The organism is Xanthomonas sp. WCS2018Noco2-27 (assembly GCF_031843525.1).
GTDB lineage: Bacteria > Pseudomonadota > Gammaproteobacteria > Xanthomonadales > Xanthomonadaceae > Xanthomonas.
In genome coordinates this window covers 888,477-910,922 of record NZ_JAVTIK010000001.1, presented here as the reverse complement: position 1 = coordinate 910,922, position 22,446 = coordinate 888,477, and the positions used below count along the sequence as shown (strand labels likewise).

Annotated in this window: 23 protein-coding genes; 1 reads left to right on the top strand and 22 read right to left on the bottom strand. The window is 63.2% G+C overall.

Annotation, left to right across the window (positions count from 1 at the left end):
* Window positions 1-9: 9 nt before the first annotated feature.
* From RQH86_RS03995 to RQH86_RS03915, 17 genes are all read right to left on the bottom strand, one after another.
* Window positions 10-681, bottom strand: coding sequence for a hypothetical protein (locus RQH86_RS03995; protein ID WP_311238260.1), 672 nt, complete (start codon window positions 679-681; stop codon window positions 10-12).
* Complete coding sequence (locus RQH86_RS03990; RefSeq protein WP_311238259.1) at window positions 681-968, bottom strand: hypothetical protein; 288 nt, start codon at window positions 966-968, stop codon at window positions 681-683. Before RQH86_RS03990 ends, RQH86_RS03995 begins: the two co-directional genes overlap by 1 nt.
* Window positions 965-5,431: a host specificity factor TipJ family phage tail protein gene (locus RQH86_RS03985; protein WP_311238258.1), complete on the bottom strand. Its 4,467-nt coding sequence runs from the start codon at window positions 5,429-5,431 to the stop codon at window positions 965-967. Before RQH86_RS03985 ends, RQH86_RS03990 begins: the two co-directional genes overlap by 4 nt.
* Complete coding sequence (locus RQH86_RS03980) at window positions 5,422-5,814, bottom strand: peptidoglycan endopeptidase (protein WP_311238257.1); 393 nt, start codon at window positions 5,812-5,814, stop codon at window positions 5,422-5,424. Before RQH86_RS03980 ends, RQH86_RS03985 begins: the two co-directional genes overlap by 10 nt.
* The gene (locus RQH86_RS03975) at window positions 5,814-6,275 is read right to left on the bottom strand and encodes a DUF1833 family protein (protein WP_311238256.1); all 462 of its coding nucleotides are present in this window, start codon (window positions 6,273-6,275) and stop codon (window positions 5,814-5,816) included. The genes RQH86_RS03980 and RQH86_RS03975 overlap by 1 nt, the downstream gene beginning before the upstream one ends.
* Complete coding sequence (locus tag RQH86_RS03970) at window positions 6,272-6,628, bottom strand: hypothetical protein (RefSeq protein ID WP_311238255.1); 357 nt, start codon at window positions 6,626-6,628, stop codon at window positions 6,272-6,274. Before RQH86_RS03970 ends, RQH86_RS03975 begins: the two co-directional genes overlap by 4 nt.
* A complete protein-coding gene (locus RQH86_RS03965; protein ID WP_311238254.1) occupies window positions 6,628-9,081 on the bottom strand; it encodes a phage tail length tape measure family protein in 2,454 nt (817 codons plus the stop codon). The genes RQH86_RS03970 and RQH86_RS03965 overlap by 1 nt, the downstream gene beginning before the upstream one ends.
* A gap of 390 nt (window positions 9,082-9,471) precedes the next feature.
* On the bottom strand, window positions 9,472-9,894 hold the full coding sequence (locus RQH86_RS03960; protein WP_311238253.1) for a hypothetical protein: 423 nt from the start codon (window positions 9,892-9,894) through the stop codon (window positions 9,472-9,474).
* Window positions 9,895-9,910: 16 nt separating this feature from the next.
* Window positions 9,911-10,891, bottom strand: a complete 981-nt coding sequence (locus RQH86_RS03955) for a phage tail tube protein (RefSeq protein ID WP_115513047.1) — start codon at window positions 10,889-10,891, stop codon at window positions 9,911-9,913.
* A 3-nt stretch (window positions 10,892-10,894) separates the two neighbouring features.
* On the bottom strand, window positions 10,895-11,197 hold the full coding sequence (locus tag RQH86_RS03950) for a hypothetical protein (RefSeq protein ID WP_115513048.1): 303 nt from the start codon (window positions 11,195-11,197) through the stop codon (window positions 10,895-10,897).
* Window position 11,198: 1 nt separating this feature from the next.
* Window positions 11,199-11,699, bottom strand: a complete 501-nt coding sequence (locus RQH86_RS03945; protein ID WP_153066038.1) for a hypothetical protein — start codon at window positions 11,697-11,699, stop codon at window positions 11,199-11,201.
* Complete coding sequence (locus RQH86_RS03940; protein ID WP_311238252.1) at window positions 11,696-12,097, bottom strand: hypothetical protein; 402 nt, start codon at window positions 12,095-12,097, stop codon at window positions 11,696-11,698. The genes RQH86_RS03945 and RQH86_RS03940 overlap by 4 nt, the downstream gene beginning before the upstream one ends.
* Window positions 12,088-12,555 carry a hypothetical protein gene (locus tag RQH86_RS03935; protein ID WP_115513051.1) on the bottom strand — a complete coding sequence of 156 codons (468 nt, stop codon included), beginning with the start codon at window positions 12,553-12,555 and terminating at the stop codon, window positions 12,088-12,090. Before RQH86_RS03935 ends, RQH86_RS03940 begins: the two co-directional genes overlap by 10 nt.
* Window positions 12,556-12,590: 35 nt before the next feature.
* Window positions 12,591-13,679 (bottom strand): hypothetical protein, encoded by a 1,089-nt coding sequence (locus tag RQH86_RS03930; protein WP_115558993.1) that lies wholly within the window; start codon window positions 13,677-13,679, stop codon window positions 12,591-12,593.
* A gap of 31 nt (window positions 13,680-13,710) precedes the next feature.
* Window positions 13,711-14,064 carry a DUF2190 family protein gene (locus tag RQH86_RS03925; protein ID WP_115513053.1) on the bottom strand — a complete coding sequence of 118 codons (354 nt, stop codon included), beginning with the start codon at window positions 14,062-14,064 and terminating at the stop codon, window positions 13,711-13,713.
* A 32-nt stretch (window positions 14,065-14,096) separates the two neighbouring features.
* Window positions 14,097-15,176: a hypothetical protein gene (locus tag RQH86_RS03920; protein WP_115513054.1), complete on the bottom strand. Its 1,080-nt coding sequence runs from the start codon at window positions 15,174-15,176 to the stop codon at window positions 14,097-14,099.
* Window positions 15,173-15,640, bottom strand: a complete 468-nt coding sequence (locus RQH86_RS03915; RefSeq protein ID WP_153066040.1) for a hypothetical protein — start codon at window positions 15,638-15,640, stop codon at window positions 15,173-15,175. Before RQH86_RS03915 ends, RQH86_RS03920 begins: the two co-directional genes overlap by 4 nt.
* A gap of 126 nt (window positions 15,641-15,766) precedes the next feature.
* Between RQH86_RS03915 and RQH86_RS03910 the strand changes: the two genes are divergently transcribed.
* Complete coding sequence (locus RQH86_RS03910; protein ID WP_311238251.1) at window positions 15,767-16,129, top strand: hypothetical protein; 363 nt, start codon at window positions 15,767-15,769, stop codon at window positions 16,127-16,129.
* Here RQH86_RS03910 and RQH86_RS03905 read toward each other — a convergent pair.
* The 5 genes from RQH86_RS03905 to RQH86_RS03885 are packed head-to-tail and all read right to left on the bottom strand — an operon-like array spanning window position 16,126 to window position 22,351.
* A complete protein-coding gene (locus RQH86_RS03905; RefSeq protein ID WP_311238250.1) occupies window positions 16,126-18,243 on the bottom strand; it encodes a hypothetical protein in 2,118 nt (705 codons plus the stop codon). The genes RQH86_RS03910 and RQH86_RS03905 overlap by 4 nt on opposite strands.
* Window positions 18,240-20,120 carry a hypothetical protein gene (locus tag RQH86_RS03900; RefSeq protein WP_311238249.1) on the bottom strand — a complete coding sequence of 627 codons (1,881 nt, stop codon included), beginning with the start codon at window positions 20,118-20,120 and terminating at the stop codon, window positions 18,240-18,242. The genes RQH86_RS03905 and RQH86_RS03900 overlap by 4 nt, the downstream gene beginning before the upstream one ends.
* Window positions 20,117-20,833, bottom strand: coding sequence for a hypothetical protein (locus RQH86_RS03895; protein ID WP_311238248.1), 717 nt, complete (start codon window positions 20,831-20,833; stop codon window positions 20,117-20,119). The genes RQH86_RS03900 and RQH86_RS03895 overlap by 4 nt, the downstream gene beginning before the upstream one ends.
* Window positions 20,830-21,228 (bottom strand): AsnC family protein, encoded by a 399-nt coding sequence (locus RQH86_RS03890; protein WP_311238247.1) that lies wholly within the window; start codon window positions 21,226-21,228, stop codon window positions 20,830-20,832. The genes RQH86_RS03895 and RQH86_RS03890 overlap by 4 nt, the downstream gene beginning before the upstream one ends.
* Window positions 21,221-22,351 (bottom strand): tyrosine-type recombinase/integrase, encoded by a 1,131-nt coding sequence (locus RQH86_RS03885; RefSeq protein WP_311238246.1) that lies wholly within the window; start codon window positions 22,349-22,351, stop codon window positions 21,221-21,223. The genes RQH86_RS03890 and RQH86_RS03885 overlap by 8 nt, the downstream gene beginning before the upstream one ends.
* Window positions 22,352-22,446 lie beyond the last annotated feature (95 nt).

Here is a 22,446-nt window from a genome sequence, read left to right as displayed (position 1 = left end):
TTCTCTGTGTCAGTAGCCGGTGACGTCGCACACAAGCACATTCGAAGGGCGACGCTGTTCGAACGAAGTGCCGCTTTGGCCGACGATTTGAAAGGGGGAAATGGTCACTTGCTCGTTGGTGACCTTGGCGCCTGGCAAGCGCACCACATAACCAGCTTGGCCGCCGCCGCTGGTCAAGCTCGATACCCACACACCGCCCGAATGCGCGACGGCATACTTGCGTCCGCCGGGGTACCCGCGTGTGGTGCCCTGCTCTCCTGGAAGCGTGAAGCTATCCACGACACGCTGCGGCTTGCGCAACGCATCGAAGATCAGCTGGTTCTGCAGGTTTCGAATCTGTTGGCCATACGAGGAAGCGTCGCTATCGCGCAACGTGTCGAACGCATACCACTCGAACGACAAACCCGTAGCGCCTTGCAGCGTGAAGGTCGCGCGCCAAGTCGTTGCATCCACTTGTGCAAGCGCCCCAACGCACCCAACCCCATTGGGGCTATGGACGGCAACGATAGGCATCACGACACAATTGCTGATGATGAAGGCACCGGCCGACACACCGTACTGCGAAGACACGACGGTGTCAGTTTGCCCGACGCCTCGTTGACGGAGGAACAGCCCTCTGTAGTCGCCGTCGATCATCAACAAGTTGCTACCGTCCATGCTGCGGACACTGAAAAATCCCATCAGCGCACCCCGTAGGCCAGGCGGACATCGACTGCGCCGCCTGGATAAGTGTTGTTCGGCTGCCAAGAAATCGTGCCGTTCGGATCGACGGTGATAAACGGTGCGTAGCCACCGTAGGCCATCGGCTGCGGATACGCCCAGGGCTGGCCGTAGCTGGTGTCTACCCGGACTGAACCGGCTGCTCCTGCTGGGATGACGATAAATTCGGCCATGCGGCTCAAGCGGGAGGTGTACTCGACAACCACTTCCCCCGTGCTCGGATCGGAGATGCGTAGACCCTCGCTCATATGCTCCACCCCATCGCGATCACACGCACGCCGTTGGGCGCGTAGACGAAGTAGTTGCCGTTGATGAGCTCAGCACGTGCACCGCCTGCACTCGGGCTGATGAATCGCACCTTGTCGAACGCGAAATCCAGCGTTGCGCTCTGGCCGTTGTTCACCGAGCGCCAACCAGCCACGCGTCCATTAACGTCAAGCGCCAGAGTCGCCGCCGCCTCATAGCTGGCCACCCCGTTCTCAGTGCTAGTGATCCGCGTCGAAATCGACTGCGTTACCTGCGCGAACTTCGCCTCAATGCCACGACTAGCCGGGCTGTAGGCTGAAGGTGTGTTGCGCCCGGCCGGAACTTGTTCCAGCATAAGCTGCGAATACCAGGCGTACGGCCTTGCTGAGCCGTTGAAGAGCACATGCAATCCGACGCGCACGTAGGCAGCACTTGCTGGCATGTCGGCAACCACGAATTTGCGCGGCAACTCGGCCAAAGTTGGGTTCGTGACTGCTGGCGGCACAGTAGTTTCGACATAGCCTTGCGCAATGAAGTTTCGATTGCGGTCGTACCAGGCTAGAACGAACTGAGCGTTACAGCGAAACGCATTTAGCGTCGTGCTAGCAATGTATCGCTTGCCTGGTTCAACCGCGACGAATGTACCCAGCGTCTGACTAACTGTCCCCGAACTTGGCGTACCGGCGTATGTGACCATCATCCCTGACACTCCGACTGGGAGATAGCGACTCCCGTCACCGATGGTGCCGTCGTTGCCGGTTACCAAAATTGGCAGGCCTGTCGTGTTAATCGTAATGGTCCACCCTGTCGCGTCGTTGGCAGATTCAAAGGTCGCGTTCGGCAAGAGGTTGGCACCGCCGCCAGTCTGGCTCCGCACAGACGTCAGCGCCGTCCCCTGGCTGGTGACCTCATTACCAATCTGTGTAACTTGCGTCTGCAGGGCCTGCAGCGCCGTCGAATCGGCCTTGCCAGCGATCTGACTCCGCACCGTACTAAGCTGCTGCGACAGCGACGTCAGGCTGTTCTCGGCCTGTGTAAGACGCGTGTTCATTGCCTGCACCGCCGATGCATCAGCCTTTCCGCTCAGCGAGGACTGCACACCGCTGACGTCCTGGGCGATCACCAGCAACTCATCCTTGACCTGCTGCACATCGGTGGTGATCTGGTTGGTGGCCACACCGATTGCACCCACGGCCTCAGCCAGACTGTCGTACTGCCCGATGTAGGACCAGAACGCGGTATCGGTGATGGCCGTGCCAATCGGTACGTCCTGCTTGGCGACGTACAGGCCGCCGGCGTGCTTGACGATTGAACCAGACGGCCACGCCTGATCCACCCATTCCGGTGCCTCCACAAGCGCCTGCAGGTTGGCGAGGTCTTGCGCCTGCTCTAGCAGTTGCTGAGCAAGCTCCTGATCGCGCGCGACGGCTTCGAGGAAGCCCTGGCGGATCTCCTCGGTGGTCTGGTCGATGGCCTGCTGCATTTCCTCCTGCAGCTCGCCGAGGTTCTTGCCCAGCGTCTTTGTGACGTACTTGGCAGCCACCGACAGCGTGCCGTTGGTGTTGCGCGCGCGGATGGCGAACGTCCACTTGCCCGACGATGGAATGGGCGAGTCGAACGCACCGGTGTGATAGCCGCTGTCGCCGACGGGCGTCATTGCACCCCACAACGGCTGCGGGATCTCCGGGTCCGCCACCGTGTAGCGGATCTCGGCGCCGGCCAGGTTGGCCGACTGGATGGTGTCAGTCCAGAAGCCCCAGGTGTAGCGCCGGATGCCGCCAGAGACTTCCTCCACATCGAACAGGTCGTAGTTGACCGGCGGTGCGTCGGCGCCGATGGTCGTGTAGATCAGCGACGCGCCGACGCCCATCTGCCCTTCGGGGCCGAACGGACGCACGTTGATGGTGTAGGTGCCGGCGCGCGGGATGCGCCACCGTGCGGTGCGGGTGCGCGTCTGCGCCACTTCCTGCAGCTCGCCATTGCCATCGGATGCCGACGCGTACACCACTGCATGATCGAAAGGGCCGGAGATGTCGAAGGTGGCCACAAGATCGGTGGCCGTAACATCGCCGGTGGTGATCTGGTCCTCGCTGATCGCCAGGTTGCTGACGATCGGGCGCGTGGCCAGTGACGAGCCGCTTTCCGGCGGGATGTACCGGCCGGTCTTGACGAAGGTCCAGAACTCCGGCCCTTCCGGCACCACGCTGATGCTGGCGCCTTTCAAATCGCTCTCTGGCTCGATCGCCACCACGCGCACGCGCAGACCCGGCGTGGCTTTGAAGTCGTAGATCCACACGGTGTCGTGCGCTGGGTTGTCCTGCCAGCCGCCCTGCACCATCGAGTCTGCATAGCCCTCGCCCGGCAGCGGCGCGTCGTCCGGCCATCCCTCGACCAGCTGGATGGTGTCGGTCGGTTCCGTGAAGTTGCGCACGCGAAACGTGCGGTAGACCGCCTCGCCCGGGATGCGCAGGCCGATGAAGGCACTGCGCGCATCGGGCGGCGGTACCAGCTCGTCCAGGGTCAGGGTGATGGTGCCCAGCAGCGGGCTACGCTCTGCCGCGACGATGCGCCCGCCGAACCCCCACTGCGTGAGGTCGTGCGAGATCGACAACATCGACATACGTCGGTACGTCAGATACTGCAGGTCTTGGGCAAAGCCGATGTCCTTGTACTGGAACAGGCTTTGGGCCAGGTGGTAGCGCGCCATCTCGGCCGCATGCGCCTCGCGGCCGATACCTTCACCGGTGAGCCGCGCCGGGTTGAGCATCGTTTCCACGCCCGGCGCTGGCACGCGCAGGGTCTCGACCTTCTTTGTCGTGCTGTCGAAATAGCTGTACTCGATGCCATCGGCAGCGCTGGCCAGCGTGTAGTCCACGCTGAAGCTGCCCTTCTTCATCTCGGCCATGTTAACCACGCCCGACAGCGGCTGCTCGTCGGCCGCCCACACCACCGACAACCGGCCACCTGCCCACGTGGTCTGGCCCATGCCCGCCAACGCTATGGACTGCAGCACCTCATCGTGACTACGTTCTTCGGTCAGCCAGTAATCGTAGGTGTAGCCGTTCGCTTCGCAGTGGGCCATGAAGCCCTGCAGCGACTCGATGTCGATCTCCTCATCGCTCTTGCCCATGCCGGCGATGAGCTTGCCGCTCTTGTCGTAGTAGCCGCGGACGTACTTGAGGATGTGGGCGCCGTTGTTGCTGGTCTCCTCCGTCACCCAGCTGCCATTGCGCCACACTGGGATCGGCGCAGCGATGTGCTCGGCACGCAGCTCGTCGGGTTGGCCGTTGAGCTGACCGGTGGCCTTCATCAGGATGCCGGTGCGCGCCAGGCCGGCGTAGGTCGCGGTATCGGCCTGCACGCTGCCCATCGTCGACCACTGGAAGTCGTTGCGCTGGGTATTTGAGCCGTTGTAATTGCCTTGACCGAGGATGCGCACGCGCACGTCGTACTGGCCCTTGGCTACATCCGCAGACACCGTGGCGCGTTTGCTGACGTCGAGCTTGTCGCCGGTGAACGTCTGGGTGGCCAACGCGGCCCAGATGCCGGTGCCCGCCGGCGCGTATTGCACCTGCACCGTCTCGGACACGTTGTACTTCTTGCCGGAGGTGCCGACGCCTCCGAGCACGTATTCCAGGTTGATCTGGATGCGCACGGTGTCCGCGCTGGTGGTGCGCGTCACGAAGTCTGCGGTGTCCGGCAACTCGCCACCGTCGATCGTGTCGACGTTGCTGTAGAGCGGGATGGTCTGCTCCGCCATCTGGCTGTAGCCAGAGTGGTAGACGCTAACCCCCTCGTAGCTGGACAGCGGCGTGTCGCCGTTGCTGTATGCCTCCACGCGGCCGACGCCGATGCCCGGCGTGAGCACCATGGCGAGGTACTGATCGTCGCCCTCGTAAAAGGTGTACGGCTTACTGGCAATGTCTGCCGCGATGGGCGTGCGGCCGAACAGAAGGCCGAACGGCTCGTAGGGACGCATGCGGTTGCGCGGCGCACCCAAGCTGTAGACGGTGCCGGCCGTGCTCGGGCCGGCGGGGCTCTCGACCTTCGGACCAAGCGTTTTATTGATCAGGACCGAGCCGGCGACAAATGCTGCCGTGTATGCGACCGCCGCACCGGTGGTGCCCAGCCCTGCCGCCCACGTCGCGCCCGCGCCACCGGTGAAGTAGATCAGCGCGGCCATCGCGACGATGTACAGCGCACTCCTGCCGACGGCGCCGCGCACCTCAATGACCTGGCCATCCTTCGGATAGACGTAGGCCCACAGGTGGCGCGGCACGACGCGGCCGCCGATCGATACCGTCCAGTCGCCCTGATCCAGATCGAGGACATGGCGATGCAGAAACTCGCACAGGCGCTCGCCCGGCTGCAGGTCCATCGCGATGTGGCGCTGCCCTTCCAACGTAACGGGATGCGGCGTCAGCACGAGCTGGCCGTCGGTGGCAGGCGTGGTCATCAGACCCATGTGTAATACCCCTCAATCCGTGCGCCGTAGTCCGGCAGCTCACGCACCCGGTGCAGCCAGCTGCTGGCGAGCGCGCTGGTTGTGTGTAGCACCCAGCCCTCATGGGCCAAGTGGAAGAACATGCCGACGTGTCCGGGGCGGCTCTGGCCCTTGTCGAACATCAGCACCAGGTCGCCATCGACCGGCGCAGTGGTCGGCACTGCGTAGGCGCGCGACAGCTGACCCAGCGCCGCCTGGCCTGCTGCACCACGCGGCCGCCGCGCTGGCATCTGCACAGCGCGGCCGAACAACTCGCGCTGCACCTGCACGACCAGATCGGCGCAGTCGTATGTGTCGGCGTCGTACGGGATGTTGAGGAACCGCTCAACTTCGCTGGCCCGCATCAGAAGATCCCCGGCAGCGTGAACGGGTTCGCGCGCAACTTCACCGCCTGCTGGCGCATGAAAAAGTCCACGCCGATCTGTGCGGTGATCAGCGGGCCGGCCGCGTGCACCTGCGTCAACGGCAGGTAGAACCGTCGAGCGATCAAATCAGGCTGGGTACGATCGGTGATCAGGACACGGCACATCACCGTCTCGTTCGGCTGCATGCGCTCCAAATCATCAGTGACTCCGCGACCAACGTTATCTATCTCGAGCTGCGCGCGTGGCGTCTGCCCGGTCTGGTCGGCTGGCGGCGTGAAGCGAAACGGATACCCGATGTACGTGTTGCCGTTGCTTACCCAGTCCTGCGTATCGTTGGCGATGCGCAGGACGGCACCGAACGACGGCGCCGTCATCTCCAACAGCTCCAGCGGTCCGTCCACGTCGGTAACGCGCTGGCGGCGTTCCTGGAACGAGCTCACCGCAGGTACTCGATTACGGTCTGCCGGGTTGCAGACGTGAACATAGGGTTGCGCGGCTGCAATCGCCCGATCGCCCCACCCTTGATGCGCGCGGTGATCTGCGCGCCGGTGCGCGGGTGCTGCATCGCAAACTCCCCGATTTTCTTGATCTCATCGAAGTACCAAGCATCGAATGCGGCAATGTCGGCTTTCGACCGAAACAGCAGCGTGCACGACAGCTCCACCATGTCACGGGTATTCAAGAGGCGCTGCTTCGGAAGCCCGCGTTCCATCTCCGTGCGCGACACCGATGCCTGCGGTTCTTCCCCAAAGTCGTTGGCCATGATTCCTACATAGGCCGGGAACTCAGCCATCAGCGTCGATCCTTGACGTTCAAGCGAGACTTGGTCGCGGCAAACAGCGGGCCGGTGCCTGCCGCCATGTTGCCGGCCAAGCGTCCTTCCATCTGCTTGAACAACACTTCGACATCGGTACCGCCGACACCATTGCTCCGTGTGGTGACTTGCGGCTGGCTGGGTGCACCAATGATGTTCACGTTGACCTGCGAGCCACTGCCACTGCTACCGCCTGCAGCCGCCGCGCTGGCTGGGATGACGACGCCATCGGACCCGGGCATGAGGTAGGTGCGATTACCCTGACGCAGCAATTCAGGCCGTCCGCCTTCGGTCACTTCGTACATGCGATCGCGGCTGACGCCGCCACCAGCAGACCGCCCGCCGCCGAAACCAAAGAGATTACGACCGGTAAAGCTCTCCATGTTGTTGCCAAAACCACTGGTGCTTCCCGCACCGGTGCCGTTACCCGTGTAACCACCCTTGCCGCCACCGATCAGGCTCATACCAGCGCTGAACAACCATTGGATAGCACGGTCGGCAAGAAGGTCCGCAGCCATGCGCTTCATTCGATCAATCCACCGCTCTGCTGCGTCGCCAGCCTCACCGAAAGAGACGATGGCATCCGATGCAAAGTCATGCGTAGCAGACCGGATGTCACCCAGAACCGCCGCACTCTCACGTTGACGCTGTAGCTGCTCCGTGGCCTGGACAATCGATTGGCCGTACGCGCTGTTCGCATCCACTCCGGCTTGCTTGAGGCGGTTGTACACCTCAAGTTGCTGGCTGTTGAGCTGCAATGCCTGCTGTTCTTCGCCGATGTCCTGCAGCACCTGGATAGCACCGGCGTTCATCTGGTCACGCAGTGCCTGCTGCCGCGCCGCGTATTGGTCTGTGGAGATAACCCCAGCATCCAGCAGCTCCTGCACCTTGGTCAGCGCATTCGCGTATTCCAATGCAGCAGAAGCACCGCCACCACGCAGCTGCGCGGCCATCTCTGCGGTGTCCTCAGTGAACTCGCGCTGGAACTCGGCGATATCACGGTCGCGGATTTGCTGCGCCAACGCCCGCATGGATGCAGTGAACGCATCGATCTGAGCCGTTGGCACTTTGGCCTTTGCTGCCGTTTCACTGCGTTCGGCCACTTCAACCAGGCGCTTGTTGTATTCGTCGATGATGGGGCTACCGATCTGTTCGAGTTCGGTGTGCCAAGTCCGTAGAGAGTCCGACATCTCGGCGGTGGCGCGCTTGATCCGCTCGGCCTGACGGCTCGCTTCCTTCTCATCGATCAATGCCGGCACTGGGCGTCGCTGTTCGGTCTTGACGGGCGAGGATTCCGGCGCAGCTTGCTGTTTGTAGCGCGAGGTGAGCTCGCGCTGGATGGCGACACGCTCGGCCTCCAGGCTTGCTAGTTGCTGCTCGCGAAAATCCGACTGGTTGTCGGTCAGCGGTAGACCAAAGACGTTGGACTTCCAGCGCTGCAAGTCGCTACGTTCTGCCTGCACTTTTCCCATGCGGGCGTTCAACGCATCAGTACTGGACTGCTTTGGATCACTACCACCCGCAAGTCCCTGCGCCTCACGCACTTTGGTATACCAAGCAGTCAGTTGCGTGATGCTGCCGACCAGCTCGCTGGTCACTTGCGATACGAGGGTAATCACCTGGCCGAATGCAGCTTTTGTTTGCTCGCTCTGCAACTCGCCCGTCAGGCGGTTTACGGCGGAGGCTGCGCCATCGAGGCTGCCCCCCTCACCGGTCGTTAGGTCATCCAAACTGTTACGCAACGCTGCAAGCGAACCGCCAAAAGTATTACGGGCTGCCTGTGCAGCGCCTTCGTAAGACTCATTCAGGATGTCAAGAATGATTCCCTGCGCCTCTGCGGTGCGGCCGGACTGCTCCAGTGCCTTGATGCTGTCGCGCACGCTTTTGGTGAACGCGGCTCCGAAGCCTTGCTGCGCCAACGCACCGGCTGCCTTGGTGGGTGACTCAAGGGCACGGCCAACGATCTCGGCAGACGACTCCACGCTGATGCCCAGGCGTGCAGCCTGGTCGATAGCCACCTGCAGCGCAGGTACAAAGTTTCCTGTGACGACACCGCTGTAGGAAAGCAGGCGGGTTTGCGCGTTGGTGATGTCCCCGCCACTGAATGTGCTGGCTCGCGAGATACTGTCAGCCATCGCAGCCAATTGTTCGGCGCTGAAATTCGCATCCTGCCCCGTCGACTTGAGCACGGCATTGAGCTGAGCCAGCTCACGCTCGGCGTTCATGGTGTTCCTGATCACCAGCGCCATACCAGCAGCAACGATTCCGCTGGCGCCTGCCAGCGCACCGCCCATGATACTGAGTCGATCGCCCAGCGAACGCACAGCCGGCTCCGCATCCCGGGCTTGCTGTCTGATGCCGGCGATATGGGCGCTGACTTTTCCGTCGTCGCTCACCTCGAATCGCACGTTGAAGGTGTTACCGCCCGCCATGTTTATCGTGCTCCCTCTGCCAACGCTCCACATTCGCCTGCACGTACGCCTGCTCGGCTATCTGCAACTGCGCCAGCAGCCGCGGCAAGTCCGCGCGCGCAAGACCAAGCTCGCTCACACGAGCGCGCAACAGCACCATGCAGTCGGCGTAACGCAATCCAGTCGGCAGACCGCTGGGCGCGTATTGCCACTGCGATCGACACCAAAGAAAGGCCAGTGCTGCAGGTTCCGCAGCACGCAACAAGCGCGGCTGCGAGCAGTCCGAACACACCACAGGACAGCTCCGGCAGGCTTCGCTGGTGAAGCTGTCCCCATACTCGTTGCCGACATCCCATAGCCGTTCTTCCTCATACCCGGGCGCGGCGCCGGCGCGCCACCGCACCCAGGCGATCAGTTTTTTCTTACGCCCTCGCGACTCGTATCGAAGAGCGCACGGCGGATCGGCTGGAACAGATAGGCCATCGTCAGCAATGCTTCGAGACGCTCCTGCGAGAAGGGCAACGGCTCACCCTGTTCGTCCGCAAAGCCGCGCCAGTCGTGGGTGCGCCGGAGCAGGTCTGCACGGTCGTCAAGGCGCACGCGCTGCATGTCGTCGAAAGCGCCCTGCAGCTCGGTCGGGTCGGTGCTGGTAGCGGCCTTCTCCAGGAAGGACGCCGACGTACGCGTCATGACCTCGCGGTCGCGCGCAGCCAGCTCGTCATCGGTGTACAGGGTCATCAACAGGTGCACGCGCACCAGCTCCGGCGTCTCACCGTCACCGCCAGGCAGATCCACCGGTACCCACACGCGCCCCAGGTTTGCGAAACGAAACATCCGGCCCTGCTCCTTGTTAGATGGTGGCGCGCTGGTTCTTCAGCACAGCCGTTACAGCCAGCTCACCGGTCTCGCGGTGCGCGACAAAATTGAACGGCATCTTCAAGCCGCGCGGCCCGCTGATTTCCGGGGCGGTCTGGTCGATGGTGGACAGCGGGATCGTGAGCACCAGCGACTCGTTGCCTGCGGTACCTGCGCCGGTGCCGCGTGTCAGCGATACCTGGATAGATAGGTCCTGATCGGTAAGCGCTTTTGTCAGTAGCACCGGGGTGTCGAACTGCGCCACTCCATCACCGGTGACGATGGCGAAACCTTCCGGCAGCCCGTGCCGCTGCCCGCCGTTGTTGATGCACCACAGGTCTGCATCCAGGTCGTTGGACCACGTGACATTGAGCGACTCCAGGCACACCTCGGTGGCACCGCCATCCAGCACCAGTGCAAGGTTGCTCACACCCCACGCAGCGTGGCCGGGGTCGGTGGGCGTCGCGTCCAGAGGAGCGACCGCTGTTCCGTTCGAGCTGGAGCCTACGATGTCGATCGTGGCCGATGGCGTGCCCTGGGTCTGGAACTGGAACTGCGCCTGATTGATGCGGCAGCCGCTGTAGCGCATGTAGCGCCCCGGCGCGGGGATCGCTGCGCCGTAGTCCACCTCGAAGGTAATCCCTGGCGGAATCGGATTGGCCAGGCTAAACGTGTGCGTGTACGGCGACACGGCTCCGCTCGTGGCGGGGGCGCCGATCAGGTGTTTCAGCCAGAAGCCGATGCTGCCCGGCGCGAGGCTTACCGTAGCCTGCCCGCTGACTTCGCTGCGCCCGAGCGTGCCACGGGCCTGTCCACGAAACCCACTTAGCGTAGGGTCTTGCTCGCGTGCGGCGCTTGGCTTCAGGGTGAAGGTCTGGATGTAGATCAACTCCGCGTCAGGCGTCGCCGGCACTTCGTTGTAGGTGCTCTCGGTAACAGCGGTGACGCGGCTCTTTGCACCAGTGGCCTGTGCCATGGGTTACTCCTGCTCGGCGATGATGGCGGCGTTGCGCTGCCCGGGTGCGCCGGCAGCCGGCTCCGTGGAGCCAGCCAAGGCGTCGGCATTGATCTGCTCCAGATGCTCAGCCGCCGCGATGGCATCGGCCTCACTTGCGTACTGGAAGCGCTTGGCGCTCACCAGACGCACAGCCTCTGACGCGGATACCCGCGCAACTGCGCCAGGCTTGTAGGTGCCGATATGGCGAATGCCAGGGTGGCTTTCTGCGGTGAACAACACGCCGACCAGGCCGTCGGCGTTGGCGGGCACGGGCTTGGTGCTCATGTCAGGCATCCCGGTAGATGGTGTGGTGCACTCGGACGACGAACGCGATCCAGTGCGTGGGCGCGCGGAATGCGCGGTCATTGATCTCGTTCGCGACAAAGGCAAGCGAACACATGTCGTTGAGTGATGGGTGATGCAGCAGCAGCTGCACAAGCGCCGCCGTGATGCCATCGCGCTGATCCACTGCGCGGGAGAAGTCCTGCTGGTGCCAGACCAGCGAGATCTCGATATCGGTCAGCCAATCCTGCTGCGTGCTGTTGACGATCAACCCGGCAGGGTCGCCGCCTCCGTTGCTGCCATCGGCACCGCGGGCATCGCCTTTTTCGCTGATCCAACATGGAAAGTTCTCCTGCCCGATCTGCTCGAAGCGCCGATTCCCCTTGATGACTCTGGGCACCACCGCGCTGCCATTCGAGCCAAGCCCAAGCGCGGAAAGTGCCGCGCCGACATCGGCGTCTTCCAGCAGTAGACGATGCAACTCCTGTCGTGCGGCAGCGATCATGCAGTCACCGCCTGCCGCCACGCGTCCTGGGCACGCGCAAAGTCGATGGCCTTTGCCGCATCTTCAAAATAGGGGCGCGCAGGAATGGGCCGCGCGTCGTCGTTGCCGTACGGCTGGAAACCGTCATGCAATGCACGTGCGTACACGCGGTCATTGGCAATGGCCACACTGGTGTCGCCAATCTGCACCGTGAAGCCGCGCAGAAAAGCGCCGGTACGCGCCGGGATGGGATACGAACCAGCCGCTGCGCCCGCCGCCCCACGGGCACGGTCGGTGACCCCCGTCTCCATCTGGACCGCGATGTTCCGTAGCAAGGCCTGGCGCGCCGCATGCAGCGTAGAGGCAACGATGTTGGGGCTGGCGAAGCCACTCATGTCCAGCCGGAACATCACGGCCATGAAGAACCCCCGAACCAGGGGCCGCGCTCTGCGGCGGCGATACCGATGGCAATGCCAACCGGCTCCGTAGGGTCGATCACTTGCTGCATAAAACTCTCGGCGCAAGCCGCTGCGCGCTCGGCCTGTGCCTCATATTCGCGGCGGTTGAGGTAGGCCATGTTGTCCAGGCTCGTGGCGGCGTTGCTGTCAACGAAGCCGGCACGGCGATTCCACAGCTGCGCCTTTGCCCAGCACAGTTCTGCCGATCGCAACGCCTCGCCTTGCGGCGTGATCACTTCGATGGCGTCGTACTGCACACCAAGGCGACCACGCGCCCAGCGCTCGACACGCGTCAATAGACGATCGACATAGCCGTCCGCCTGGTTCCAGCTGGCAGCCTCGTCACCCAGCGGAGTGCCGAACTGCTCGGCACGGAAGCCGGCATCGATGATGTCCTGGATCGTGACCTTGGCCGTCATCGCAACGGGCGGCGCTTGCGCACCGCCCTACCCCGTCAGCCTGGGAACAACACGCGGCGCACCTGCGAGGTGTCCGCGATGATGGCGTTGTACTGCATGGTGCCCACCCAGTCCTCGGCACGCTTGTAGATGTCGCGGTTCTTCTCGATCTGTAGGTCCATCCACACACCGCGCGCGTTGCGGCGCTGCGGCAACACCAGGTAATAACCGGCGTCGTTGGCCGGGACATAGGTGGTGGCGATGACGCCGGCCACTGTCACCGCCAACGGGATGCCGTTCTGGTAGCCGATGATCAGGCTGCCCTGCGTGGCCTCGAGCATGCGCAAGATGTAGCCGCGTTTCTCGGGGCTGGTGACGATCCACAACGGCGTGCTGGCGCTGACCGCAGTACCCTTCAGCTGCTGCTGACGGTAGATGAAAGCCGCCGCAGCGTTGAGGGTTTCGGTACCGATGTCATCGCCTGCGATGTGGGCGAAGTTAATGCCTGCGCCCAACGCGGTGAACAGCCCATAGTGCTGCTCGGCTTGATTCATCCAGGCCTTGGCGCGGAACTCCGTGATGATGTTCTCGACCGCCCACCACTTGTTGTAGCGCAGCCAGTCATCCAACACACCGGCGCCAGCGCTGTAGGTGACGTACTTCACCGACATCTCGGTTTCGCTCGGCAGGCGCCAGATCTCGGTCTTTTCGCCAGGTGCGCGCTGCTTGAAGCTGATGCCGAACTCGCCGGTGGCAACCTCGAATGCGTCCTGGTTGCCGTTGCGCATATCGACCAGCCGATAGAGGTTGGTCCAGCCGGTGTCGATCTCCTGCATGCCGGTGTGGAACCACTGATCGATGCGCGCCGGCACATCGCTGCTGACCAGCGTATCGGCGGCGGTCGGGTATTTCACCCGCAGCGCCGCCTTCACTGCATCCAGCGAGAGCTTCGGGCCATCGGCGCGCTGCGCGCTCTTTCCCACCAGGGTCACGGTGGAGTCGTTGGCGGCTTTGCCGCCGATCAGATCCAGGCACAGACCGGGCAGCGACAGCTCCAGGTCAATGGCCTGCACCAACGCCATGCGCTGCTGCTCGCTCTGCGCTGGCAGGCGGGCCAGGTTGTTGAATTTCGCTACTGCGGTCATGTGTCTGTTCCTTGGATGGCTATGCCGCCGGTCAGGCGACGGTGTAGGCGTCGAACGCCACCAGGCCGCTCACCGCCACGGCTGCGGCCTTGGGCTGTAGGGCGTGGCCGAATAGCGTGTTGCCGGCGGCGGTCTTGGTCAGGCGCGCATTGGCGGCGTCCCAGTACAGGGCATCGTTCACCGCCCAGGCCGTGCCGGTGTCGGTCGGCGCGTTGTCCACCTCCGACTCGTACACGTAGGCGTTGCGCTCGTTGGCGGGCTTGGTATTGAGCGGGATCAGCGGCTTGCCGCCGATCACCAGCGGTACACGGGCCGTGGTAGCGGCGGTGTGCGCGAAGCCGACGTTCTTGACCAGCTCGCTGGGGCTGGCGATGTTCAGTGCCATGGGCGTTCTCCGAAAAAATGGCTGGCGCGCGCTTACGCGAACGCCGGGTTGATATCGCCGTTGCCCGGATTGGCCGGGTCAGGGGTGCCGCTGCGGCTGCTCGTTTCCGGCACCGGCATGCGGCCACCCTTGGCAACACGCTCGCCGTAGCGCTTGTGCAGCGATTCCAGGCGCTCGACGGAATCGCCGGCATACATGCCCTTGGCGAAGGTCACCGCCTCTTCGTCGTCACCGAGCAGGCCCAGTTGGCGCTCCGCAGCCACCACGTCGTCGATCAGTTGCTTGCGATAGGCGTCTGCCGCTTTCACCGCGGTACTCAGCAACTCGGGCTTGTCGATCAGGTGCGCGTGGTCACCGAGCGCTTTGCGCAGTGCCAGCACCAGATCGTGCGATGCCTTGCTGGTGGCGACGTCACGCTCCAACTCCTTGATGCGGCCATCGGCGGTTTCCAGCTTCTTGGTGATATCCACGTCGTCTTCCTCTGTTCGTTGTGCGCCCTTGATGGCGCGTGCGCCCGGCTGCGCGCCGAGCCAGACCAGCGACGCTTCCAGAGCCTCACCAGGCCCCACCAGACGCCACGCATTGAGTTCGTTGCCCTGCTCATCCAGCAGACGCTCGTAGTCCTTGACGGTGCACCCGATGGACACATCGCCCACCACGCCGCCGTCGATCTCTTCGAGCAGATCGGCATTGCCGGGCGTGCGGATCAGATAGGCGTCTGCCATGAGCAGCACGGCGGTTTCCACGCCTGGCGGAAACTTCAGCTCAGGCTCGCGCAGCAGCGTGCGCGCTTCGTCCAGCGACATGCGCTCAAGCTTCGCCGCAAACCAGCGCCCCTTGCCCGGGCCACTGTCGCCATCCCACCCGCTGGGGTGCTTGATGAAGAGGCCCTTGCCCGGCAGCGTGCGGGCGAAGTCAGCCAGCAGTGCTTCGTCGAAGCATTCGCGGTCCCGGTCGATAGCGTTGTGCGCGATGGCGAACGTGCGCACGTACAGTTTCTCGGCAGGCAAATCCGCAAGTGCGTACTGACGGATCGCGGTCAGCTGCTCGGCGCTGGCATCGCCGGCCGACTTGATCGCAAGGTGCAGCCGCTTGTGCTTCTGCGCGCTCACTTCTCGCGCACCGCCCGCACGGGCTTGATGTTGTGGCGGCGCCAATCGGCCTGCGGGATGTTCAGCGGGCCGGAGTAGGCTTCATGCTGCCAATCAGGGGTTTCGGTGGCGGGTAGCATGTCACGCGGCGCCATGCCGATGACACGCCCATTTTCGTCAAGAGCTAAAGTATTGCCGGCCTCGAACGAACTTGCTTCTGCGTGACCGGTCGTCGTGGCTGCCGGATTGCCGGCGGCGGGCTGAACCTCGCCGATAGCGGCTTGGTCCAACGCTGTTTTATCCGAGGCATCCTTGATGGCGCTATCGATATGGGCCAGAGCGCCTTTGCGACCGCCGTCCTTTTGAGCAACCTCAATCGCGCGCAGCGCAGTCAGCTCGTCGAGCGTAAGACCCTGCAGAAGATCGGCCAGCTCGGCTGCAGGAAGGTTTTGAATCTCGGACAGTTTGGTGTTCGGCTCGCTCACGGCATCCTCCATCGCGCCCCCAAGGGGACATGCGGCGCCAGGTCTTAGCGCTCAATGGGTGAAGGATTCCGTGCTGTCGCGTTGCCTGTCTGCTAGATTGGGCAACAACAATTCGGAGAACAGTGCATGGAATCTTTACGGCGTGCAGTCAACGCGGTCAACGGAATGATCAGTCCACCGACGGAGTATAGGAACGGCGCGTTCTTGGTGAGGCCGAACGATGGGGATCAGTCCATCGGGGCGGCGCCGCAGAGGTATATCTACGATGCGGCCTTTGCCTTGGCCAATGTCGGAGCGGACGCTTTGCTGGGCAAGCGCCCAGCGAAAACCGATTACCTTGATGAGGCGGCCGGAGATCGGCTCCATGATGAAATCGGTGGCACGGTCGAGGAACGCAATTGGTCAGAGCTGCTTGCCCACGCTCTAGTTATCCAGACCGCACTGCAGTCGCCAGAGGCTGCGCGCTACTGTGGCTGGCCCGAAGCTTAGCTCGAAGCTCTTATCGAACATCTGCAGTTTGGATGACTGCTACGCATCGGCAACGGAGCCTGCGGATCATCCAGTTGGTAAGGTCCGTTGGCGGCTAGCGTCTCGCATATGATGCAGCCGCCGGCGGTGATCCAGTCGTACTGCTGAAAGCCCGCCTGCAGATACATCTCGCGTTTGCCCTGCACCTGGGCGTCGGCAACCTCAGAGCGCGCCAGGCGCTCCCAGTTGCTATTGCCATCTTCGAACATGTCTTCCAGTGCTGCAGCAACTTGCACGGGATTCTCGCCATCGAACTGACCCGACGACAGCGCACCAACGATGCGAGTGGTGTACTCACGCGTCACGCCATCAGTGACGCGCGACAGGCCATCGCGGCGCACGCTGTCATTGATGCGCTCGCGCGAGGCCTGGATAGCCTGTTGCACGGCTGGCTCGGTCCAATCGAATTCGATCTCCGCGCGCGCATTGATCGTGCCGCGCTCGTAAGCATCCATTGCACCGGCCACCAGATCATCAATGATGCCGCTCGTCGATGACTGGCCCAGCGATACCATCTGCACCATAAGTGACAGGTCGAAGTTCCACACCGTTGCAGCCTTCATCGCGCTCAGACCAAGCAGCGCCATAGCGTCTGCTTGGAGGCGCTTCCACCGTGCCAGCAGTTGCGCGATGGTGCGTTGCTCGATATCGGGCAGCGCGTCGTCAGGTTCGGCCCACGGCTCCGCGTCTTCGCTACTGGCTTTGGTGTGCATGCAGCCGTGGCCATGCTTGTGCGGCTGGCGCCCGGCCGAGCGCAGTGTGTTGTCTAGCCCCTGCCCCGTACCTTGCGAGGTGTTTCCTAGCACCATGGCCGCCTGCGCTCGCAGGAACTCTGCCTGCGCACGCTTCAACTCGTCGGTGAGTGAAGGCAAATGCTGAACCAGCTTCCAGTCGCCCTTCTTCCAGGTGCGTCCACGCGCACGCAGCATTGCTTCGATCGGTTTGCGCAAGGATGCTTCGCGTCGCGCAAACCGGGTCTTGGCATCCTGCAGAACCAACTCGGATTGCGGCTCTGCGATACCGGCCGCCTGTGCCCAGGAAACGCCCAGCATCCACGCCGGAATGCCGAATGACGCCACGATCTGTTCGATCATGTGCCGCGCCGGCAATTCGATCTGCAGTGCCTCGTTTACCGCACCGATTACGTCGATGCTGATCTCGTCGTTCATGCCGACGCCGGTGGCCACATCGACACTATTGCCGCGCGCCTTGGCGGCAAGCGCTGTAGCCAGGCTGGATGCAATGGCTTCGGCACGCTTCTGCGCAGCAGCGCTGTCGATTTTGTTGCTCTTGGTAGAGAACGCCACGTGGAAACTTGGGTCGCCAAATCGACCCCACACCTGACGCGTGCTGTTCTGCATCTGCAACAGGATCTGCGACACAAACGGCACCGCACGCAGCATTGAGGTCCCGTAGGGGTTGTCCGCCTCCGGTCGGTTGATGGCGATGGAGAGCTGTGCAGGGTCGAGTTCGACATAGCCAACTTCCAACAGAAGGCCCGCAGTGAGCGTACCGCGCACGCGGCCTTGCAAGATGGCTTCCACATTGCCCAGGCCATCGGGCCGGCGGTCACTGTAAGCGTTGGGGTTGCGATAGAACACGCGCATGCGGTCGGTGTCTCGCACGAACGCCGTGCCTTTGCTGTCCGCCACCCGCAGGCCCACCACATCGCGACCGGTCGGCGAGTAAACGAACTCGGCAATACCATGCCCCTGCTCGAACATTTCCTCACCCTGGCTGGCATACATGGCCTGGTAACCGTTCTCCAGGTCGTTGACCGGCACGCTCGCCATCCACTCCTCGATCTCGGCGACCAGCGTGTCGTTGTCGCCCTGCACACCCAGCACGCCGTCCAGCGTGACCATGCGCCCTAGCCCACCGTCGAGCATCGGCACGGCCTCCTTCAGCGCCTCGTAAAGCCAGGGCGATACCGTACGCGGCTGCCAGCCCCCAATGCTCGCCTGCCACACACCTAGGTTCTGCGTATCACGGATGGATGCGGCGATGCCGCCACCCTGGTTGCGTGTCGGTTCCGTGCTCTTGCCACGGAACCAACTGGCTGGATTGAGATTCACGCGGCGGTCCTTTCGATGATGCTGCAGGAAAACACGTCGACGCCGTAGCCCTCGTCTTGCAGGCTGCGCAGACGACGCAACATCTGTTGGCGTCGCGCATCGGGGATGTGGTCGTCTTGCTTGCTGTAGATCGGCCACTTAGCACCCTCACGGGCGGTCTGAGTGGACATGGAGTTGAGCGCGTCCTGGTCGTAGGGCATGGCGTAGCCACCGGCCTGCAGGCGCGCAGTGATGCACTGCGTGGCCCAATGCTTGGCCGGCGCTGTGAGCGTGACCATTTCGCCGGTGCGCTTGTCCTCTTCCTGCAGCGGCTCGCCGTCTTCGCCCATGCATTCGACGGATTGCTGGAAATGGAACCCCACCAATCGATCCTCGAAATTGCATTGCACAAAACGGTCAACACTGATCAGGTCTTTCACCACTGTCGTGCCGGCGCTGCCAAGGTCGGCGCCCCAGAACGGCAGGTGTCGGAACAAGCTATCCAGCGCGGCAATCAGTTCTTCTTGTAGGTGGTACGGGAAGCCGATTGCACGGATGCGCACCAGGTCGCGCAGCTCGGTACCGACTTCTTCGCTCAACAGGATCTCCGTTGGGTCATTGCGCTCGCCAAGGTCGGCGCCGGCCCAGAACACGCCCTGTGATGCACCGGTGACATAGGGACGCAGGATGTTGAGCATGGCTGCGCGGCGGTCGGCGTCGCGCCCCTTGAGCAGCGGGCGCAGTGGGCACGCGTCGTCGTACAGGGTGACGTAACTGCCGATCTTGCGCCCCTGCTGCATGCTCAGCTCCACACGCGCGACCTCGACTGAAAGCATGTCGGCCTCGTGATCCGCATGCAGCTTGATGACCCGATAGTCCGGCCGGTCCACCACATTGGGCAGCAAGATTCCCCATGGCCACACGGGGTTCTCTGCTTGGCCGTGCTCACCAAGTACGTTGCGCTGGTAGCCAGGCGTATTGCGCCCATTGAAACGGCGGAGCATGTCTGCCTCGCGCTCTGGACCCCAAAACGGGTAGGGCTTCATCGTCTGCTGCCAACGGAACAGCCGATTGCCGGGCTTGCCCACCGGAAGATTCTCGACGGCTTGCTGCGTCAGGCGGAAATACTCGCTGCCGCGATCGCCGTCTGGCACGGAATACACGCGCGAGCGGCAGCCCGGTTTTAAGGCGCGCCAGAACTCACTGAAAATTGTCTTGTTCTTGACCTTGGCAGCTTCGTCGAACAACGCAAGCGCGCTGACATGCACGCCACGGAACGCTTCGCCGTCGTGACCGCCTGGACGGTAATACGTGCGGGCAATACTCGGGCGATCTGGTCGCACCGGGTTCGGCGCGTAGAAGCGATGCATGGTGTGCGGGGTCTTCTTCGGCTTCAGCCAAAAGTGCTGGATCAGCGTTTTTTGGCCGGCCCCATCTGCAACGCCGAATTGTTCCTCCAGCGCCAGGATGATTTCATCCAAATGCGTTTGTTGCGGCGCGGCGACCAGCGACGACGGGTTGGCGACGCGGCCACCCACAGCCGTGCAGCCCGCCCATGCCACCAACGCAATGATCTCGCGCGTCTTGCCGCACTCGGCACCGTCCTGGTGGACAACGTCCTGCATCCACGCTTGCACGCTGGGCCGCTGGTAATCCCAAAAGCGATACGGGTCCCCGCTGTCCGGCTCGAACAGAAATGTTTCGGCCCAGCGCAACGGGTCTTCGAACGTATAGAGCACAAGCGCCTCGTCAAGGGTGACGCCATAATCACCCCGCTCCAATTGGCGCCACGCCCATCCGCGATCGGCCAGCCACGCCTCGAACTCGTCGACGTTGTAAACGCCCCGATCGAGCATCTGCCCTTGCAGAATTCCGACGCTGGATTTTTGGCGCGTCACTCCCCGCTGGCCGGCAACGCCGGACGCTTGCCGGCAGTACCGCGCTGGAAGATGCCGCCAAGGATGGTCTGCATTGCGTCTGCTCGTTCGTCGTCGACCTTGGCCGCTGCCTTCGACTTCGGTGTCGCCAGCATCTCCGGCAGGCTGATGCCCATGCGCTCCAGCGACTTGAAGAACATTTCGTAGGCAGGGTTCGGGATCATCTTGCCGATCACCTCGCTGCCGTCGTCGCGCGTGATCACTCGGCCTTCGTCGTTGATCATCGGTACTTTCACCACCAAACCGTCCGCGCTGATGGTGGTGCGCAGCTCGTGCATCAACTGCAGAGCTGCAGATGCCTCAGCAGCCATGATGCCGTGCACACCCTCCATCGCGCCGCTCTGCATCGCATCGATCAGCGCGGTGAATGCCTGGACGTAAACCTGCTTGTCCATGCAGCTGCCGCCGGGGCTGGTGGTGCCGTCTTCCACCAATGGGCATGGGTACTTTGCGCAGGTGCTCAAGCACGGGCGACCAACGGCGCCGAGCAGCGACTGGATACCGCTGTCGAAACTCGCGATATGGATCTTGCTGGTCAGCCCATGTTTCCAACCGTTTCGGCTGCTACGGGCCTTGCCCTCCTGCGTGCGGGGGCCGGTGGATTTCTGCGCGGCCTCGCGGCGCTGCTTCAACTCCGCAGGGCTCAATTTGCGACGGGGACGGATGGCGGTCATGCCTGAGTCTTGCCCGCCGGGCCGTTGCCTGTCCCCTTAACCGGGAGACGCTTCATGCGCTTGTGCACCGCGGTGCGGTTCATTCCGAACACGCGCCCGATCTCGCTGCAGGAGTCACCATTGGCGGCCATCTGCGCGATCAGCTGATCGCGCTCTTGCCTCCAAAAACCGGCAAAAAAATGCTTGCGGCGGGCGACGTAGATGTATTCCGACCCAAGCTCATCCAGCACTGCCGCCATCGCCTGCGTGCCGTGGCGCGGCCCGAACTCAGCCAACAACCGCCGCGCCAATGCACCAAGCACACTTTGGTCCTGTGCCTGGTACTGCTGCAGCAGCGTAACTTCAAAGTCAGTCACCTGCTCGCCTTGCTCGCTGAAACTCACGCCCTCAATCACGCACCACCTCCCCTGTTGCGATACGCGCCCAGAGCGGCGTGCCCGTAGGTTTCGTCCCCAGCACGCGGTGCTGGCGGTCTGCGCTCAGCCGTGTTCGGCGAGCACGCTCGGATACAGCCAGATAGCGCCGCGTGGTTTCGATGCTCTCGTGGCCCATGAGCGCGCGGATGGTCTCGATGTCGGCACCCTCGTCGTACAGCTGGGTGGCAAACGTGACGCGAAACCGATGGATTCCCCACTCGCGCAACTTCGCCCGCTTGGCGTGATGCGCCACCATCGTTTCGAAGCTGCGCAGGGACAGTGCCTGACCGCGCGTGCCGGTGCTCAGCGAAACGAACAACGCGGTGCTATCAAGCTGGAACGGCAGCGCTTCACGCTGCTCCAGCCACGCATGCACAGAGGCGGCAACCGGTCCCTCAAAGGGGACATCGCGCTCCTTGGCCCCCTTGCCGGTGATGCGTACGACACCGGTACGCGCGGTCAATTCCAGCTGTTCAAGCCGGAGTGTGCAGAGCTCCTCGCGCCGCATGCCGGTGGCAAGCAGCAGCAACAGTGCACAACGGTCGCGCACCTGCCGCACCTGCGGCATCTGCTCGATCGAGCGGAACAAGGCGCGCAGGTGGTCATCGGTGTACTTGCGTGCAGGCTTCGGCTTCACGCGCGGGCCTGTGATGTCCGCTGCAAGGTTCGTGGCTGCAATCCCGCGCGAGCGACGCCAGTCGTAGAAGCCGCGCAGCGCATGCACCTGCCGGCGACGCCACACGGCGCCGTTGCGGCATTCGATCGCTAACCAACGCTGCCAGCGGTCGAACTCGGTCACGGTCACCACGGCATGGTCCACGCCGTTAGCCGCACACCACTGTAGCCATCGACCTACAGTGCGGGCATAGGATTCGCCGGTCGTCGATGCACGCGAGCCGCAATCGATCACCAGATGCGCCAGCCACAGCCACAGCTCGGCCATTGCTGTTGGCGCGATCACCTGCGCCTCGATGCGGCGCATCGCCTCAGCGAGCCGCTGCGAGTCGGCCATCAGCCATGCACGATGCGCTGGAAGTTGCAGTCCGTTCGGCAGCAACGCCAACGCCTCCAGCACCGGCGCCGGCAGTGGGATGCCCGTCATTGCGCACCCGCCCGGGCAAAACGGCCCCTGGACCCCATCCCATTTTTCGGGAGGGCAATAGTTGGACCGGGGGGGATGTTCCACGGCTGATCGGA